11 protein-coding genes are annotated in these 16,657 nt (G+C 66.7%); 3 read left to right on the plus strand and 8 right to left on the minus strand.

The window, feature by feature from the left end:
- Positions 1-39: 39 nt before the first annotated feature.
- Both alaS and U1707_RS04705 read right to left on the minus strand, forming a co-directional pair.
- Positions 40-2,694, minus strand: a complete 2,655-nt coding sequence (alaS, locus tag U1707_RS04700) for an alanine--tRNA ligase (RefSeq protein ID WP_332798895.1) — start codon at positions 2,692-2,694, stop codon at positions 40-42.
- A gap of 313 nt (positions 2,695-3,007) precedes the next feature.
- Positions 3,008-4,270, minus strand: coding sequence for a M24 family metallopeptidase (locus tag U1707_RS04705; protein ID WP_332798896.1), 1,263 nt, complete (start codon positions 4,268-4,270; stop codon positions 3,008-3,010).
- An 89-nt stretch (positions 4,271-4,359) separates the two neighbouring features.
- On the opposite strand from U1707_RS04705, the gene U1707_RS04710 reads away from it, so the two are divergent.
- Positions 4,360-5,697 (plus strand): dicarboxylate/amino acid:cation symporter, encoded by a 1,338-nt coding sequence (locus U1707_RS04710; protein ID WP_332798897.1) that lies wholly within the window; start codon positions 4,360-4,362, stop codon positions 5,695-5,697.
- A 142-nt stretch (positions 5,698-5,839) separates the two neighbouring features.
- On the opposite strand, the gene U1707_RS04715 is transcribed toward U1707_RS04710, so the two are convergent.
- From U1707_RS04715 to U1707_RS04740, 6 genes are all read right to left on the minus strand, one after another.
- On the minus strand, positions 5,840-6,475 hold the full coding sequence (locus tag U1707_RS04715; protein WP_332798898.1) for a glutathione S-transferase family protein: 636 nt from the start codon (positions 6,473-6,475) through the stop codon (positions 5,840-5,842).
- Positions 6,476-6,492: 17 nt separating this feature from the next.
- Positions 6,493-7,329: a class I SAM-dependent methyltransferase gene (locus U1707_RS04720; protein ID WP_332798899.1), complete on the minus strand. Its 837-nt coding sequence runs from the start codon at positions 7,327-7,329 to the stop codon at positions 6,493-6,495.
- Positions 7,330-7,860: 531 nt separating this feature from the next.
- Positions 7,861-8,934 carry a recombinase RecA gene (gene recA, locus U1707_RS04725; protein ID WP_332798900.1) on the minus strand — a complete coding sequence of 358 codons (1,074 nt, stop codon included), beginning with the start codon at positions 8,932-8,934 and terminating at the stop codon, positions 7,861-7,863.
- 586 nt (positions 8,935-9,520) lie between these two features.
- A complete protein-coding gene (locus U1707_RS04730) occupies positions 9,521-10,465 on the minus strand; it encodes a 4-(cytidine 5'-diphospho)-2-C-methyl-D-erythritol kinase (RefSeq protein ID WP_332798901.1) in 945 nt (314 codons plus the stop codon).
- 308 nt (positions 10,466-10,773) lie between these two features.
- Complete coding sequence (locus U1707_RS04735; protein ID WP_332798902.1) at positions 10,774-12,180, minus strand: tetratricopeptide repeat protein; 1,407 nt, start codon at positions 12,178-12,180, stop codon at positions 10,774-10,776.
- 7 nt (positions 12,181-12,187) lie between these two features.
- Complete coding sequence (locus U1707_RS04740) at positions 12,188-13,849, minus strand: electron transfer flavoprotein-ubiquinone oxidoreductase (RefSeq protein WP_332798903.1); 1,662 nt, start codon at positions 13,847-13,849, stop codon at positions 12,188-12,190.
- Between the two features lie 138 nt (positions 13,850-13,987).
- Between U1707_RS04740 and U1707_RS04745 the strand changes: the two genes are divergently transcribed.
- Both U1707_RS04745 and U1707_RS04750 read left to right on the plus strand, forming a co-directional pair.
- Positions 13,988-14,770: a uracil-DNA glycosylase gene (locus tag U1707_RS04745; protein ID WP_332798904.1), complete on the plus strand. Its 783-nt coding sequence runs from the start codon at positions 13,988-13,990 to the stop codon at positions 14,768-14,770.
- A 77-nt stretch (positions 14,771-14,847) separates the two neighbouring features.
- Complete coding sequence (locus U1707_RS04750) at positions 14,848-16,656, plus strand: lytic transglycosylase domain-containing protein (protein WP_332798905.1); 1,809 nt, start codon at positions 14,848-14,850, stop codon at positions 16,654-16,656.
- The last annotated feature ends 1 nt before the right edge of the window (position 16,657 follow it).

The following is a 16,657-nucleotide window of genomic DNA, read 5'->3' on the forward strand; positions in this document are numbered from 1 at the left end:
GGGGGAACTGCAAGGGTTGGGGTGCGACGTCGGCGAGTTTCAGGCGCCTGCCGCCTCCAGCTTCGCCCGCACCGCTGCGACCGCATCCGCCGCCTTCTCGGCATCGGGGCCACCACCCTGCGCCATATCCGGACGGCCGCCGCCGCCCTGCCCGCCTAGCGTAGCGACCGCGATCTTGAGCAGGTCGACCGCATTGTGGGTCGCCACCAGATCCGCCGTCACGCCGACCGCGACCGAGGCGCGGCCGTCGTTGATCGCGACCAGCATCGCGATGCCGGAACCAAGGCGCTGCTTGGCTTCGTCGACCGCGCCGCGCAAACCTTTGGCTTCGAAGTCGTTGAGCACCTGGCCGATGAACGCGACGCCGCCGACCTGTTCCGGCCCTACCGCTTCGCTCGAGCCGCCACCGCCCAAAGCCAGCGCCTTCTTCGCGTCGGCGAGTTCGCGTTCGAGGCGGCGGCGGTCTTCGAGCAGGGACGCAACGCGCGCCGGGACCTCGTCGGGGGTCGACTTCAACACCGCCGCCGTTTCGCGGAGGCGGTCGTCGCGGCCGGACAGATAGGCGCGGGCCGCTTCGCCGGTGAGCGCTTCAACGCGACGGATGCCGCTGGAGACCGCGCCTTCGCCGACGACCTTGAACAGGCCGATATCACCGAGCGCGGTGACGTGCGTGCCACCGCAGAGTTCGATCGAATAGGTCTTGCCGTCGTCCTGCGACCCCATCGACACGACGCGAACTTCGTCGCCGTATTTCTCGCCGAACAGCGCCATCGCGCCCATGGCGATCGCGTCATCGGGGGTCATCAGCAACGTCGTCACGGCGCCGTTGCCGCGGACCTGCGCGTTCACGTCGGCCTCGACCTGCGCGATGTCAGCGGGGGTCATCGCGACCGGCTGCGAGAAGTCGAACCGCAGGCGGTCGGGTGCGACGAGGCTCCCCTTCTGCGCGACATGCGTGCCGAGGCGCTCGCGCAAGGCTTCGTGAAGCAGATGTGTCGCCGAGTGGTTCGCGCGGATCTGTGCGCGGCGGGCGACGTCGATCTGGAGCTTGACCGGGTCGCCGACCTTGATCTCGCCCGCGTCGACGATCGCGTGGTGGACGAACACGCGGCCGAGCTGCTTCGACGTCTCGGTGACGTTCGCGCGCAGGCCGGAGTCGTTGGAGATGTGGCCGGCATCGCCGACCTGGCCGCCACTCTCGCCGTAGAAGGGCGTCTGGTTGACGACGATCGCGACGGTGTCGCCGGTGGTGGCGTGGTCGACGCGCGCGCCGTCCTTGACCAGTGCGACGACCTCGCCCTCGCCCGTATCCGACGCGTAGCCTAGGAATTCGGTGCCGCCGGTCTGCTCGACGATGTCGAACCAGATGTCGTCCGAGGCCTTGGCGCCCGAGCCCTTCCAGGCGGCGCGGGCGGCGCGCTTCTGCTCGGCCATCGCGGTGTCGAAGCCGGCGCGGTCGACCGCGATGTTGCGTTCGCGCAGTGCGTCCTCGGTCAAATCGTACGGAAAGCCGTAGGTGTCGTAGAGCTTGAACGCGACGTCGCCGGCGAGCGTGCCGTCGGTCATGTCCGCGGTCGCTTCGTCGAGCAGCTTCAGCCCCTTGTCGAGCGTCTGGCGGAAGCGCGTCTCCTCCTGCTGCAACGTTGCCTCGATCAGCGGACGCGCGCGCGACAGTTCGGGGTACGCGGCGCCCATCTCGGTGACGAGCGCGGGGACCAGACGGTGCATCAACGGCTGCTTCGCACCGAGGATGTGTGCATGGCGCATCGCGCGGCGCATGATCCGGCGCAGGACGTAGCCGCGGCCTTCGCTGGCGGGCAGCACGCCGTCCGCGATCAGGAAGCCCGCGGTGCGCAGGTGATCGGCGATCACGCGGTGGCTGGCGGTGTTGGCGCCGTCGGTCGCGGTGTGCGTCAGCGCTCCCGACGCGGCGATCAGCGCCTTGAACGTGTCGGTGTCGTAATTGTCGGTGACGCCCTGCATGACCGCCGCGATGCGCTCGAGCCCCATGCCGGTGTCGATCGACGGTTTCGGCAAATTGCCGACGATCTCGGCATTCTCCTGCTCATATTGCATGAACACGAGGTTCCAGATCTCGACGAAGCGATCGCCGTCCTCGTCGGGGCTGCCGGGAGGGCCGCCGGGGATGTGATCGCCGTGGTCATAGAAGATTTCCGAGCACGGCCCGCACGGCCCGTTGTCGCCCATCGACCAGAAATTGTCCTTGGTCGGGATGCGGATGATGCGGTGGTCGGGGAGTCCGGCGATCTTCTTCCAGAGGTCGAACGCCTCGTCGTCGGTATGGTAGACGGTGGCGGTCAACTTGTCGGGCGAGAGGCCCCATTCGCGCGTGAGCAGCGTCCAGGCGTGGACGATCGCCTGTTCCTTGAAATAATCGCCGAACGAGAAATTGCCGAGCATTTCGAAGAACGTGTGGTGGCGCGCGGTGTAGCCGACATTGTCGAGATCATTGTGTTTGCCGCCGGCGCGGACGCATTTCTGCGACGAGGTCGCGGTGGTGTAGGGGCGTGATTCGAGGCCGGTGAAGACGTTCTTGAACGGCACCATCCCGGCGTTGACGAACATCAGCGTCGGGTCGTTCTGCGGCACGAGCGGTGCGCTGGGCACGATCTGGTGCCCCTGCGATCCGAAATAGTCGAGGAAGCCGCGGCGGATGTCGTTCGTCGATGTCATGCGCGGGGACTTAGGCGAGCGGGGCGGTTCGCTCAAGTGAGGTGTATGGGGGCGTTGAACGTACGCCGTTGAAACGAAGACAGCTTGTTTCCCCGCGGAGGCGGGGACCCAGACTGGGCTCCCGCCTTCGCGGGAGAACAAGGAAGCGGGTGGTGCCTCCTGTCACACCCACCACCCCGGCGAAGGCCGGGGCCCAATTGGAAAGGTGGGAGTAACGGAGGACAGCACTTCGTTATCACCGTCCCCCAATTGGGCCCCGGCCTTCGCCGGGGTGGTGGAGTGCGCCGTGAGCGTGACTGCCTCGTTGGAAGTATTACCCCAACGGCGCCTCGAGCGACTTGGGCGGTTCGCTGAACCATTTCGGCCCGGTGTCGGTCATGTGGAAGCAGTCCTCGATGCGGACCCCGAACTTACCCGGGATGTAGATCCCCGGTTCGTCGGAAAAACACATCCCCGCCGCCAGCTTCGTCGTCTCGCCGCGAACAAGGTTGACGGGCTCGTGGCCGTCCATGCCGATGCCGTGGCCGGTGCGGTGCGACAGGCCGGGGAGCTTGTACCCCGGGCCATAGCCGAGCGTCTCGTAATGCAGGCGGACCGCATCGTCGACGCTGCCGGCGGTCGCGCCGATCTTCGCGGCGGCGAACGCGATCTGCTGGCCGCGGGCGACCTGGTCCCAGGTCTTGCGCTGGTCGGCGGTCGCCGTGCCGTGGACCCAGGTGCGCGACATGTCGGACTGATAGCCCTGGACGGTACAACCGCAGTCCATGAGGATCACCTGCCCGGCGGCGACGCGGTGGATCTCGCGGCTGCCGTGCGGATAGGCCGACGCCTCGCCGACCAGCGCCATCGAGAATTCGGGGGCGCCGCCGAGCTTTTTCGTCGCGGCGGTCATGAGGGTTCCGATCTCCGGGCCGGCCATGCCCTTTTCCACCCGTGCGTGGGTCCAGCTATAGGCCGCCAGCGTCACGTCGGTCGCCGTCTGCATCAACGTGATCTCGGCGGGGGTCTTGATCATCCGACAGCCGCGGACGACGGGGTTGGCGGACACGATCTTCGCACCCGGCACCGCGCGGGCAAGCGCGTCATAGGCGAAGAAGCGCACCGTCTCCTCGATCGCGATCGGCCGACCGATGAGTTTGCGGTCGCGCAGGAAGCCCGCGACGATCGTCAGCGGGTTCTCGTCCTCCTGCCAGACGCGGACCTCGGCGGGGACGGCGAGCGTCTCGCGCACCGACGGTTCCTCGAAGAACGGCGTGACGATGCACGGCGCGCCCTCGACCGGGAGGATCGCCGCGGTCAGCCGCTCGCTGCGGCTCCAGCGGACGCCGGTGAAATAGATCATCGACGATCCCGGCTCGATCAGGACCGCGCCGATGCCCGCCGCCCTCATCAGCGATTGCGCGCGGACGAGCCTCGCGGCGCGTTCGGCGGCGTCGATCGGTTTGGTCGTGCCAGTAATGTCAGACAGCGCCGACAGGTCCGGATCGGCCGCGCGCAGAATCGCGGCAGACGACAGCAACGGCGCCGCGACCGCGAGGCCGAGCAGGCCGCGACGCGAGGGGGTGAAGGCGGGCATTCCGGGTGCGATCGACATTGCCGGACGATAGGGTGCTTGACCCGAGCGCCGCAATCCCCTTCCCTACGCCCACGTTTCGGGAGCGATTAATGGCCAAGCGGCTAACCTTTTATATCTTGTTCGGTCTGGTCGCGGGGCTGGTCGTCGGCTGGGTTCTGAACGCGTCGATCGACGACGGCACCGCACAATCCGCCGCGCGGTTGAAGGACATTGCGGGCTATTTCTCGATCGTGACGTCGCTGTTCCTGCGGCTGATCAAGATGATCATCGCGCCTTTGGTCTTCTCGACGCTGGTGGTCGGGATCGCGCACATGGGCGACACCGGCGCACTTGGCCGCGTCGGTTTGCGCAGCCTGGGCTGGTTCGTCTGCGCGAGCCTGTTGTCGCTGACGCTGGGCATGATCCTCGTCAACGTGTTGCAGCCGGGCGTCGGCCTCGCGCTCGCGATCCCGCCGGCGACCGCGTCGAGCGGCGTCGATGCCGCAGCGTTCGATCTCGCCAAGTTCATCTCGCACATCGTCCCCGATTCGATGATCGCGGCGATGGCGAGCAACGAGATTTTGCAGATCGTCGTGTTCTCGGTGTTCGTCGGCGTCGCGATCACCGCGGTCGGCGAGAAGGCCGCGCCGCTCGTGAAGGCGATCGAGGCGCTGGTCGCCGTCATGCTGCAAATCACCAACTACGTGATGCGGGTCGCGCCGTTCGCGGTGTTCGCTGCGGTCACTGCGACGCTGGCCGAGCGAGGCCCGAGCATCATCGGCGATCTCGGCTATTTCATGCTGACGTTCTACATCGGGCTCGCGCTGTTGTGGCTGACGCTGATCGGGATCGCGTTCGTGCTGATCGGGCCGCGGACGCGGTTGCTGGTCCGCTATATCCGCGATCCGTTGATCCTCGCCTTCTCCGCGGCGTCGTCCGAGGCGGCGTATCCGCGAACGCTGGAGGCGCTCGACCGGTTCGGCGTACCGCCGCGGATCGCCAGTTTCGTGCTGCCGCTGGGCTATTCTTTCAATCTCGACGGGTCGATGATGTACATGACGTTCGCGTCGCTGTTCATCGCGCAGGCCTACGGCATCCACATGCCGATCGGGCAGCAGATCGCGATGCTGCTGGTGTTGATGGTGACGTCTAAGGGGATTGCCGGCGTGCCGCGCGCGTCGCTGGTCGTGATCGCCGGCACGTTGTCGATGTTCAAGATCCCGGAGGCGGGCATCTTGCTGATCCTGGCGGTGGATCATTTCCTCGACATGGGGCGCTCGGCGACCAACGTGATCGGGAATGCGGTAGCGGCGACCGTGGTGGCGAAGTGGGAGGGCGGGCTCGACGAGCGCGAGCCGGCTGACCGTGATCCGCCGGCGGCGCCGACCGGGCATGGGCCGAAGACTGACGTCGACAGCTTCGACAAGATCGGACCGGGTCAGGCTTGAGGGAGCAACCTCGAGCCGATTGCGTCATCCCAGCGAACGCTGGGATCCAGAGTTACGCGCGCCAGCGTTTGTGGCTCTGGATCCTGGGTCGAGCCCAGGATGACGATGGGGTTGGGATATCTTCGGCGTCTATCGCGACGGGTCAGGCGTAGGCGTAGGGGCCGCCCTTCTTCAGTCCGGCTTGATATGCCGGCCGCGCGTGAACCTTCGATAGCCACGCGATCGTCGCTGGGCGGGATTCGTTCAGGCCACCTCGGCTTCGCGCGGCTTCTAGGGGGAAGCTCATCATGATGTCGGCGGCGGTCATCTCGGCGCCGGCGAACCAGGGGCGCTGCGACAGTTCGGACTCGATATAGTCGAGATGGACGTCGATCATCGGCTGGATCTTCTTCACCGCGACCTTGCCCATGATCGGGATGCGCGCGAGGACGAGCTTCAGGAGCAGCGGCGGCATCATCGAGCCTTCCGCATAGTGCAGCCAGAAGCGGTAGCGGAGCGCGTCGGCACGGTTGGCGGGGGCGCCGAGCTTGCCGTCAGCCTTGTCGATCAGATATTCGACGATCGCGCCGGTTTCGGCGACGACCTGTCCGCCCTGGACGTCGACATCCTCGATCACCGGCGATTTGCCGAGCGGATGGACTTTCTTGAGTTCGGGCGGGGCGAGCATCGTCTGCTTGTTCCGCTCGTAACGCTTGATCTGATAGGGGAGACCGAGTTCCTCGAGCATCCAGAGGATGCGTTGCGATCGCGAATTTTCGAGGTGGTGGACGATGATCATGGTGGCTCACCTGTTCGTTACATAGCGGATTTGCGCGCGGTCCAGATCCAGGCGGCTGCGGGGAATTCCACCGTGTCGCCATTGCGGTACTGCGCGCAGACCTGGGTGAGACGCGCGATGTGGCGGTCGCGTTCCTCCGGCGCGGCGTCGCGGATGGCGGGGGCGGCCGGGCCGATGCGACCGAAATAGTCGACCGCGTCGGCTACGGGGTCGGCGCCCTCGCCCGCGCGGTAGGCGAAATCGATCCTTTGGGGCTGGGCGGCGGACCAGCCGGACGTCTCGAGGATCGTCGCGACGTGGGTCGGGTCGGCAAAGGCGAAGGGGCCGGGTGCGGTACTCGTCGGGGCGTCCGCTGTGCCGCCGGTGGCGCTGACGGTTTCGGTGGCCCAGTTGTTGGCGGCGCGTTCGGCGAAACAGGAGAAGACCAGCGTCGCGTCGGGGGCTGCCGCTTCGGCGAGGATAGCGAAGGCGGCTACGGGGTCTGCGAAGAACATGACGCCGTGGCGCGACACGTAGAGGTCAATGGGGGCGTGCTTAGCGGCGGCGGTGGTGATGTCCGCGCATTCGAACCGCGCGTTGGCCTGGCGTTCGGCGCGGTGCATGGCGATCTCGATCAGGTTTGGTGAGAGGTCTATGCCGGTGACTGCCGCGTTCGGGATGGCTTGCGCGGTGGCTAGCGTGGTTGCTCCGGCCCCGCAGCCTATGTCGATGATCTTGCGGGTTTGGAGGGTGGCGGCGGCGAGGATCGCGGCGTTCAGATGCGGGGTCAGGTTAATGAAGCTGCGGTCGGTTCTGCGCCATTCCGCGGCCCAGACGTCGCCTATTCTGCCGGTCCAGTCTCGGGCGGTGGTCATGGGCGGGGGTGCTTCATGGTTGCGGTTCGGGGTGGTCGTTTGGAGTGACGTATAGGAAGTATAGACGCTCGCGCGGGTTTGACGTTGGGGATTTTAGCAGCGTCGCGGGGCCTGTTGCACTGATCTTCGCGGTCGTCCCCGCTTCCTTGTTTCCCCGCGAAGGCGGGGATCCAGTCTGGGCTTCCGCCTTCACGGAAGAACAACGAAGTGCTGCCGTTTGGTGGGAGCTGCTACGCCGGCGGATGCGGGGTCCGGTTGGGGGGACGATCGTAACGAAGGATTGCGCTCCGTTATTGCGACCTTTCCAATTGGGCCCCGGCCTTCGCCGGGGTGGGGTTTGGGCCGGGGTGGGGTTTGGGCCGGGGTGGGGTTTGGGCCGGGGTGGTGCAGTGAGCTCCGATGCCGATGTCGGTGCAGGGTCGATGCCGGTGCGAAGTCGAGGCCGATGCCACCATCCGCTGCGTGCCCTCACCCTCCCATTGCGAAGGCAATGGGACCCTCCCTCTCCCCTCAGGGAGAGGGATTTAGGGGTTACACGTCGTCCTCGGCGTCAGGGCCGGCCATCATTTCCTCGGCGACCTTGTCGGTGCGCGCGCGGATCTGCTTTTCGAGGCGGTCGGCGGTTTCCGGGTTGTCCTTCAGGAAGGTCTTCGAGTTCTCGCGGCCCTGGCCGAGACGGACGCTGTCGTAGCTGAACCACGCTCCGGACTTTTCGACGAGACCGGCCTTTACGCCGAGATCAAGGATCTCGCCAAGCTTCGAGACGCCCTGCCCGTACATGATGTCGAACTCGACCTGCTTGAACGGCGGGGCGACCTTGTTCTTGACCACCTTCACGCGGGTCTGGTTGCCCGTGACTTCTTCGCCAGCCTTGATCGCGCCGATGCGGCGGATGTCGAGGCGGACCGAGGCGTAGAACTTCAGCGCGTTGCCGCCGGTCGTCGTCTCCGGGTTGCCGTACATGACGCCGATCTTCATGCGGAGCTGATTGATGAAGATCACCATGCAGCGCGAGCGGCTGATCGAACCAGTCAGCTTGCGCAGCGACTGCGACATCAGACGAGCCTGAAGCCCGACATGGCTGTCGCCCATCTCGCCCTCGATTTCGGCGCGCGGCACGAGTGCTGCGACCGAGTCGACGACGAGCACGTCGATCGCGTTCGAGCGGACGAGCGTGTCGACGATCTCGAGCGCCTGCTCGCCGGTGTCGGGCTGCGACACGATCAACTCGTCGATATTGACGCCGAGCTTCTTGGCGTAAACCGGGTCGAGCGCGTGCTCGGCATCGACGAATGCCGCGGTGCCGCCGCCCTTCTGCGCTTCGGCGATCACGTGGAGCGCGAGCGTGGTCTTGCCTGAGCTTTCCGGGCCGTAAATCTCGATCACGCGGCCGCGCGGCAAGCCGCCGACGCCGAGCGCGATGTCGAGCCCGAGCGAGCCGGTCGAGATAACCTCGACCTGCATGGTTTCCTTGGAGCCCAGGCGCATCGCCGAGCCCTTGCCGAAGGCGCGGTCGATCTGCGCGAGCGCGGCGTCGAGCGCCTTCTGCCGGTCGTTGGTTGCGGTTGCCATGCCGGTGTCCATCACTTTCAGATTAGCGGCCATCGAATATGCTCCCATCGCTAAAGCAAGCGCGCGTGCCATTCAACGCGTCAAACACCATGTATTCTCTTTGTTCTTGAGGAACAAGAGGGGAACGGTGGGTTTGTGAGGGAATGTGGGGTGTGTTTGTTGGCGGGAGCGGCATAGCTGCGGCTTCCTCCGGGTGGCGTTCATGGGTTTATGGTTCGTTCGCCAGTTCGTGGGGCGGTGATTCCGAAACACGTTGCCGCCTAACCAGTTCGTGCAGGTAAACCTCCCCGACGAAAGCCGGGGTCCAATTGGAAAGGTTGCAGTAACGACGTGCTGCCGTTCTCGGACACATTACCCAATTGGGCCCCGGCCTTCGCCGGGGGGTGCCTGTTTTGGATCTACGTCCTGAGCGCGGACCGACGTGCGGCGCGTGGTTTAGGTCGAAATTGGTTCGGGTTGTTTGGGGTTGGGACCGTCATGCATCACGGGTGGTTTGAAAGAGCCGCCGTGACGGGCGGGGTCGGTTGCAGCTCTGGATCCTGACTTTCGTCAGGATGACGGGCGGTGGCGGCGGACTGACGTGGGTGACCGTCAGATGCCGAAATTGCGAGACGATCGATCAGGCGAGGCTGGTTGCGAGCGTCCACCAGCCTTTGGCTTGGGCGGCGGTGGCGGCGGTGTCTCGGGCTTCCAGGGTTTCGAACAGGGCGAAGCAGGTGGCGCCGGAGCCGGACATTCTGGACAGCAGGACGTCGTCCGCCGCGTCCAGGAGGGCGCGGACTTGGGCGATTTCGGGGGCTAGCGCCAGTGCGGGGGGCTCGAGGTCGTTGCGGCCGGCTTTCGCGCGTTCGAGAAGGTCGCCTTCGGGGATCGGACCTCGGTCGTGGCCGTCCCAGGTCTTGAAGACGGCGGCGGTGGAGACAGCTACGCCCGGGTTCACGAGGAGCAATGGCGTGCCGGACAGGCTTTCGAGATTGGTGAGCGTATCGCCCTTGCCGGTGCCGAGCGTGGTGCGGTTGGCGAGGCAGGCGGGGACATCTGCGCCGAGCTTGGCGGCGATTTCGTGGAGGCGGGGGTCGGTTGCGGCGATGCCGTGGAGGCGGGCCAGGGCTCGGAGGGTGGCGGCGGCGTCGGCCGAGCCTCCGCCTATGCCCGAGGCTATGGGGAGGTGCTTTTCGAGGGTTATGGCGTGGTGGGTGTTCGGGGCGAAGGCGGTGGTGAAGGCGTCTGCTGCGGCGGTTACTAGGTTGCCATGCCAGGGCGCGGCGCCTGGGGCGGCGCTGGGCGATCCGTCCGCATCTTCATTGTCCACTCCCAATTGGGCCCCGGCCTTCGCCGGGGTGTTGCCGGGGGTCGGGGTGGTGCTTTGGGCGGGGAGGAGCGCTGCGGCGAAGGGGCCGGATATCGTGAAGCTGTTGGTTTGGGCCGATTCCACGGTGATGATGTCACCGTCGGTGGCGAAGGCGAAGAGGGTTTCGAGGTCGTGGTAGCCGTCGGGGCGGCGGCGGCGGACGTGGAGCGCCAGGTTGATCTTTGCGGGGGCGGGTTCGGTGATGGCAGGCATTTCGGGTCTCGGGATCAGCAGACGTTCGAGCGTCGTCTAGCGTACTATGCGTGATTTCAGGGGAATTAGCGCGTCGTCCTGACGAAAGTCAGGATCCAGAGCCAAGCACGGCAGCTTCAGTTACTCTGGATCCTGACTTTCTTCAGGATGACGGGAGGGGTGAGATGCCGGGGCGCTCATCTCCGTGCTAAGCTTGGTATCGGTCGATGCTTCAGCTTGCGGGAGTGGTCTCACGGTGCCCGCGATCCCGTGCGTCGCCCCGCCCTCGAACACCTGCCTTCGGTACGGGTCCCTTCCCTCTTGCAGCGTTAGCGGCGGGCTTTCGGGGGGAGGCCGTTTGCGATCTTGGGCGTTATGCGCGGGATTTCGCTCGCGTCGGCGGTCAGCAATGCGGCGCGCCAGGCATACCGCGCTTCGTAGTTTCGGCCCACGCTCCAATACGCGTCGCCGAGATGGTCGGCGATCTCGGCATTGGTGGGTTCGGCCTGCGCGGCGGCTTCGAGCAGCGGGAGCGCGCGCGCCGTGTTGCCGGACAGGTGGTAGGCCCAGCCGAGCGAGTCGGTGATCGAGGCATTTGCCGGGTCGAGGCGGGTGGCGCGTTCGAGCAGCCGGATCGAGCCGGGAATGTCGTCGCCGTGTTCGACCTGCGCAAAGCCGAGATAGTTCAGCGCGAGCGGTTGCGCGGGGCCGCGGGCGACCGCCTTTTCGAGTGCGTCGCGGGCTTCGGGCCAGCGGCCGGCCTGGTCGAGGGCGCCGCCATATTGCAGCCAGCTACCCCAGGTGCCGCCCTTCGCGCCGTCCGCCGCGATGATGCGCTGGTACCAGGTCGCGGCTTCGGCCGGGTTGCCGGTGGTCAGGAGCAGGTCGGCATAGCGTTGCCAGTCGGCCGCGTCCGCCCCCTGCTGATCGACGCGGTTCTTGGCGGCGGCGAGCGCTTCTCCGTCACGATCTGCGTTGGCCAGGATGTCGATACGTTCGGCGGCCGCAGCGGCGGCGAACGGGCTCTTCGGACCGACCTGATCGAGGACAACGAGGGCGCGGTCGACAAGCTTGCCGCGGGCCAGCGCGTCGGCGAGGAGAATGCGGGCACGATCGTAGCGCGGATCGGCACGCAGGGCGCCCTGAGCCAGTGCGATCGAGAGCGGCGAGGGTTCGCCGAGCGCAAGGTCGCTGGCGAGATGCGCGAGCAGGCGCGAGACGCCGATCGCGAGCGGTTGCTTGGCGGGCGCCCTGGCGATCAGGTCGCGGGTTTCGGTGGCGAAGCGGTTGGCGACCGGGTCCTTCGCGGCGGTGGCGAGCGAGGGGCCGGGATCGCGGCCTTCGCCGTGCGCGATCCACGCGTAGAGCGATGGCGCCAGGACCACGAGCGGGCCGGTAGCGAGCATGCCGATCGCCGCGTTGGCGGCCTTGGTGTCGTTGGATCGCGCAGCGTCGGCGAGCGGCAATAGCGCGGCGTCGGCCGGGGCTACGCCGGCCTTGTCGAGCACGGCGACGGCGCGGGTGGCGAGCGACATGTCGCCCGCCTTCAACGCCTCGCGATAGGCGCGGATCGCGACGACGGGATCGGCGGGCGAGGCCGCGAGCACCCTGGCATAGCTGGCGGCGGCGACGTCCGTATCGCCGGCTGCGTCGGCGGCGCGGGCCTTGAGATAGGCGGAGAGATCACCGGTCCCGGCCGTGGCGGGCGCAGCCAGGACGAGACCGATTGCGAGCAATACAGGCTTACATGTTGGGATAATTGGGGCCTCCGCCGCCCTCGGGTACGACCCAGTTGATGTTCTGAGTGGGGTCCTTGATGTCGCAGGTCTTGCAGTGGACGCAGTTCTGCGCGTTGATGACGAACTTGGGATCGCCGGTATCCTCGCCGACCACTTCGTAAACGCCGGCCGGGCAATAGCGTTGCGCAGGCTCGTCGTACATCGGCAGGTTGTAGGCGATCGGGACGCTTGCATCCTTGAGCGTCAGGTGGACCGGCTGGTCCTCCTCGTGGTTGGTGTTCGAGACGAACACCGACGACAAGCGGTCGAAGGTCAGCACGCCGTCCGCCTTGGGATAGGCGATCGGCTTGACCAGATCCTTGCGCCACAGGCTCTCATGGTCGGGATGATGGTGCATCGTGAAGGGGACCTTGAGGCCCCAATGCTCGAGCCACATCGTTACGCCCGCCAGGCCCGAGCCAACCAGGTCGCCGAACTTCTTGACCAAAGGCACGACGTTGCGGACGACCGACAGCTCCTTCTTGACCCACGACTTTTCGAACGCCTCGGGATAGGCGGCGAGTTCGTCATGGCCGCGCTGCGAGACGATCGCCTCGACCGCGGCCTCGGCAGCCATCATGCCGGACTTCATCGCGGTATGCGTGCCCTTGATACGCGGCACGTTGAGGAAGCCGGCGCTGTCGCCGATCAGCGCGGCGCCGGGCATCACGAGTTTCGGGATCGACTGGAGCCCGCCGTCGCTGATCGCGCGCGCACCGTAGCTGACGCGCTTGGCGCCCTTGAGGAGCGCGGCGATCTCGGGGTGCGTCTTCCAGCGCTGCATCTCGCTGAACGGCGACAGATAGGGATTGGTGTAGTTCAGCCATGTGACGAAGCCGATCGAGACCTGGCCATTCGCCTGGTGATAGATCCAGCCGCCGCCGTTCGAGCCGTCGGTTTCCGACAAGGGCCAGCCCTGCGTGTGGATCACGCGGCCGGGGCTGTGGAGTTCCGGGTCGATGTCCCAGAGCTCCTTGATGCCGAGGCCGTAGACCTGCGGATCGCTGTCCTTGGCGAGATCGAACTTGGCGATCAGTTGCTTGGTCAGGTGACCGCGGCAGCCTTCCGAGAAGAAGGTGTACTTCGCGTGGAGTTCGAGGCCGGGGGTATAGTCGCCCTTGTGCGTGCCGTCGCGCGCGACGCCCATGTCGCCGGTCGCGACGCCCTTCACCGAGCCATCATCGCTGAACAGGATTTCGGCAGCGGCAAAGCCGGGGAAAATCTCGACGCCCAACTCTTCGGCCTTGCCGGCGAGCCAACGGCACAGATTGCCGAGCGAGCCGGTGTACGTGCCCTTGTTGTGCAGGAACGACGGCGTGACGAAGTGCGGCATCTCGCTCTTCTTCGTCTTGGTCAGGATCCAGTGATGGTTCTCGGTCACCGGTACTTCGGCGAGCGGGCAGCCGTCCTCGCGCCAGGTCGGCAGGAGCTCGTCGAGGCTCTTCGGATCGATGACCGCGCCGGACAGGATGTGCGCGCCGACTTCGGAGCCCTTTTCGAGCACGCAGACGCTGATCTCGGCGTCCTTCTCCGCCGCCAGCTGCTTCAGGCGGATCGCTGCGGAAAGACCGGCTGGGCCAGCGCCGACGATCACCACGTCGTACGGCATCGATTCACGTGTCGTCATCATCGTCTCCCGGGGATGTCCCCTCTTGCCTTAGCCTTGCGCCCCACCCCTCGTTCGGGCTCGGGCGGGCACCATCTTGTCCAATATGGCGATTGCGCGAGTTGACCGCCACGTCAACCGTGCAGCATAGGTTACCCTGTGGGGGCGGACCAAACCATCGATTGGCGAAATGCCGCCGCTAGCGCGCTCGATTGGTGGCACGAGGCTGGCGTCGACACGCTAGTCGACGACGTTCCACGCGACTGGTTCGCGGCGCCTGAACCGCTTGTCGCACCTGCCACGACACCCGTAGCGCCCGCTGCAGCACCGTCTGCGATGCCGCTGTCGTTGGCTGATTTCCTCAACTGGCGAAGCGGTGCGGAGGTTCCCGAGGCGGACTGGAGCGGGGTTTCGCTGGCGGCGGTCGGACCGGCTGACGCTACGGTCATGGTGCTTGTCGATTGCCCCGACCGGGACGACGGCGCCGATAATGGTGGGGCGGGCGCTTTGCTCAGTGGCGCATCGGGGCGGTTGCTCGACAAGATGCTCGCGGCGATCGGCCTGACGCGCGACGAAGTGCACCTCGCTGCGGTCTGCGCGAAGCGGCCCACCGCGGGGCGGATCCAGAGCGAAGTCGAGGCGCGGCTGGCGGAAATCGCCAAGCATCACATCGGGTTGGTCGCGCCAAAGCGGTTGCTGCTGCTGGGGAATGCGGCCAGCCGTGCAATCCTCGGGACGGAATTACAGGCGGCGCGTGGGCGTTTACACGTGTTTAACCATAAGACCGCACAAACGGGGGTCGGTGACGCGTCGGCTGTGACGACCGTGGTCGCGAGCTTTCATCCGCGGTTTCTGATCGAGAAGCCCGCGGCCAAGGCCGAGGCCTGGAAGGATTTGCAGATGCTGATGCGCGGGCCGTCGTCGCAAGAGGGTGCACAATGATTCGGATGCGATCTGTTTCCCGGGGGGCCATCATCTTGGGCCTGAGCGCCCTGCCCCTGCCGGCCTTCGCGGCGACCATGGCCGCTGGTGAGCCCGGCGGCGATGCGCGGCTCGGCAAGACGCAGTTGGTCGGCGCGCCGACGATCGAACAGATTCCGGATCAGCTCGATGCAGGCCAGCGCGAGGCATACAAGACCGTGTTCGCGGCGATCCGCGACGGCCGCTGGACCGACGCGCAGATCGGGCTCGACACGATGAAGCCCGGCCCGCTGCACGCCATCGCGCGGGCCGAGATGTATACGGCCAAGGGTTCGCCGCGCGTCGAAATGGCGCCGCTCGTCGCGCTGCTGAACGAAGCGCCCGAACTGCCCGAAGCCGCGCAGATCTCGCGCCTTGCCATGACGCGCGGTGCGGTCGACCTGCCGCCCCTGCCCGTGGCACAACGGCTGATCTGGCAGGACGGCGCGCCGCGTCGCGTTCGGGCGAAGAGCCTGCAAGGCGACATGATCGCCGCCGACCTCGCGTCGAAGATGCAGCCTTATGTGAAGGCGGACATGGGCCGCGAGGCGCAGTCGCTGCTCGAAAGCACGCCCGGCCTCACCCCCGAGGCGCTGACCGAGTGGCAGCAGAAGATCGCGTGGATCTATTTCCTCCAGGGCGACGACGCGAACGCGCGCGTGATGGCGGCAAAGGCCCAGAACGGCGTCGGCGACTGGGCCGTGCAGGGCCGCTGGGTCGGCGCCCTGTCGGCATGGCGGCAGAATGACTGCGCCAATGCCGAGGCCGGGTTCGAGGGCGTCGCGGCCCGCGCCGGCGACGTCGACCTGCGCGCGGCGGCACTGTACTGGGCCTCGCGCGCGGACATGGTGTGCGCCCGCCCCGACAAGATCGAGGGCCGGCTGAAGGCGGCGGCGCAGTTCGGCGAAAGCTTCTACGGTCAGCTCGCGCGCCAGCAACTGGCGATGCGGGACAAGGGCAATTCCGTCGGCGGCGTGGTCGCGAGCGACTGGAAAATCGTCGGCAACCGTCCGAACGTGCGCGTCGCCGCGGCGCTGGTCGAGGTCGGCGAGACCGATCTGGCCGATACCGTCATCCGCCAGCAGGCGAAGATCGGCGATCCGCGCGAGTTCGGCAACCTGGTCCGCGTAGCCGAGGCGCTGAGCCTGCCGGCGACGACCGTGTGGCTCGCCCATAATTGTCCGCAAGGGGTCACTTCGACTGCGGAAGCACGCTATCCGACGCCGAACTGGACGCCGGACAGCGGCTGGCACATCGACAAGGCGCTGGTCTACGCCCACACGCTCGAGGAATCGCGGTTCCGCAACACCGTGAAGAGCCCCGCCGGCGCATACGGCCTGATGCAGATCATGCCCGCCGCGGCGACCGATTTCGCGCGCGAGCGTGGCACGTCGATCGACGTGAAGGCGCTGACCAAGCCCAGCACCAACATGGATGTCGGCCAGCGCCATCTGGAGCGACTGCGCGACATGGCGGGCGTCACCGGCGGGCTGCTGCCGAAAGTGATCGCGGCGTATAATGCGGGGCCGCGGCCGGTCGGCGACTGGAACGCGATCGTCCACGATAACGGCGATCCGCTGCTGTATATCGAGAGCATTCCCTACTGGGAAACGCGTGGCTACGTGACGACCGTGCTGCGCAATTACTGGATGTACGAGGCGCAGGGCGGGAAGAAGGCGTCGGTCAGCCGCAACGCGCTGGCGCAGGGCATGTGGCCGCGATTCCCCGGCCTGCCGGGTGCGACGTCGGTGCGGATCGCCGCCAGGCCGTACCAGCAGTACCACCCGAGCGTGGCGCCGCTGCAGACGACCGTTGCGGCCAATGCGAGCGTCGGACCGCAATCCGCCACCCTCATACGCGCGGACTGAC

The sequence above is a fragment of the Sphingomonas sandaracina genome (assembly GCF_036663695.1).
In the GTDB taxonomy this organism is placed as follows: Bacteria; Pseudomonadota; Alphaproteobacteria; order Sphingomonadales; family Sphingomonadaceae; genus Sphingomonas.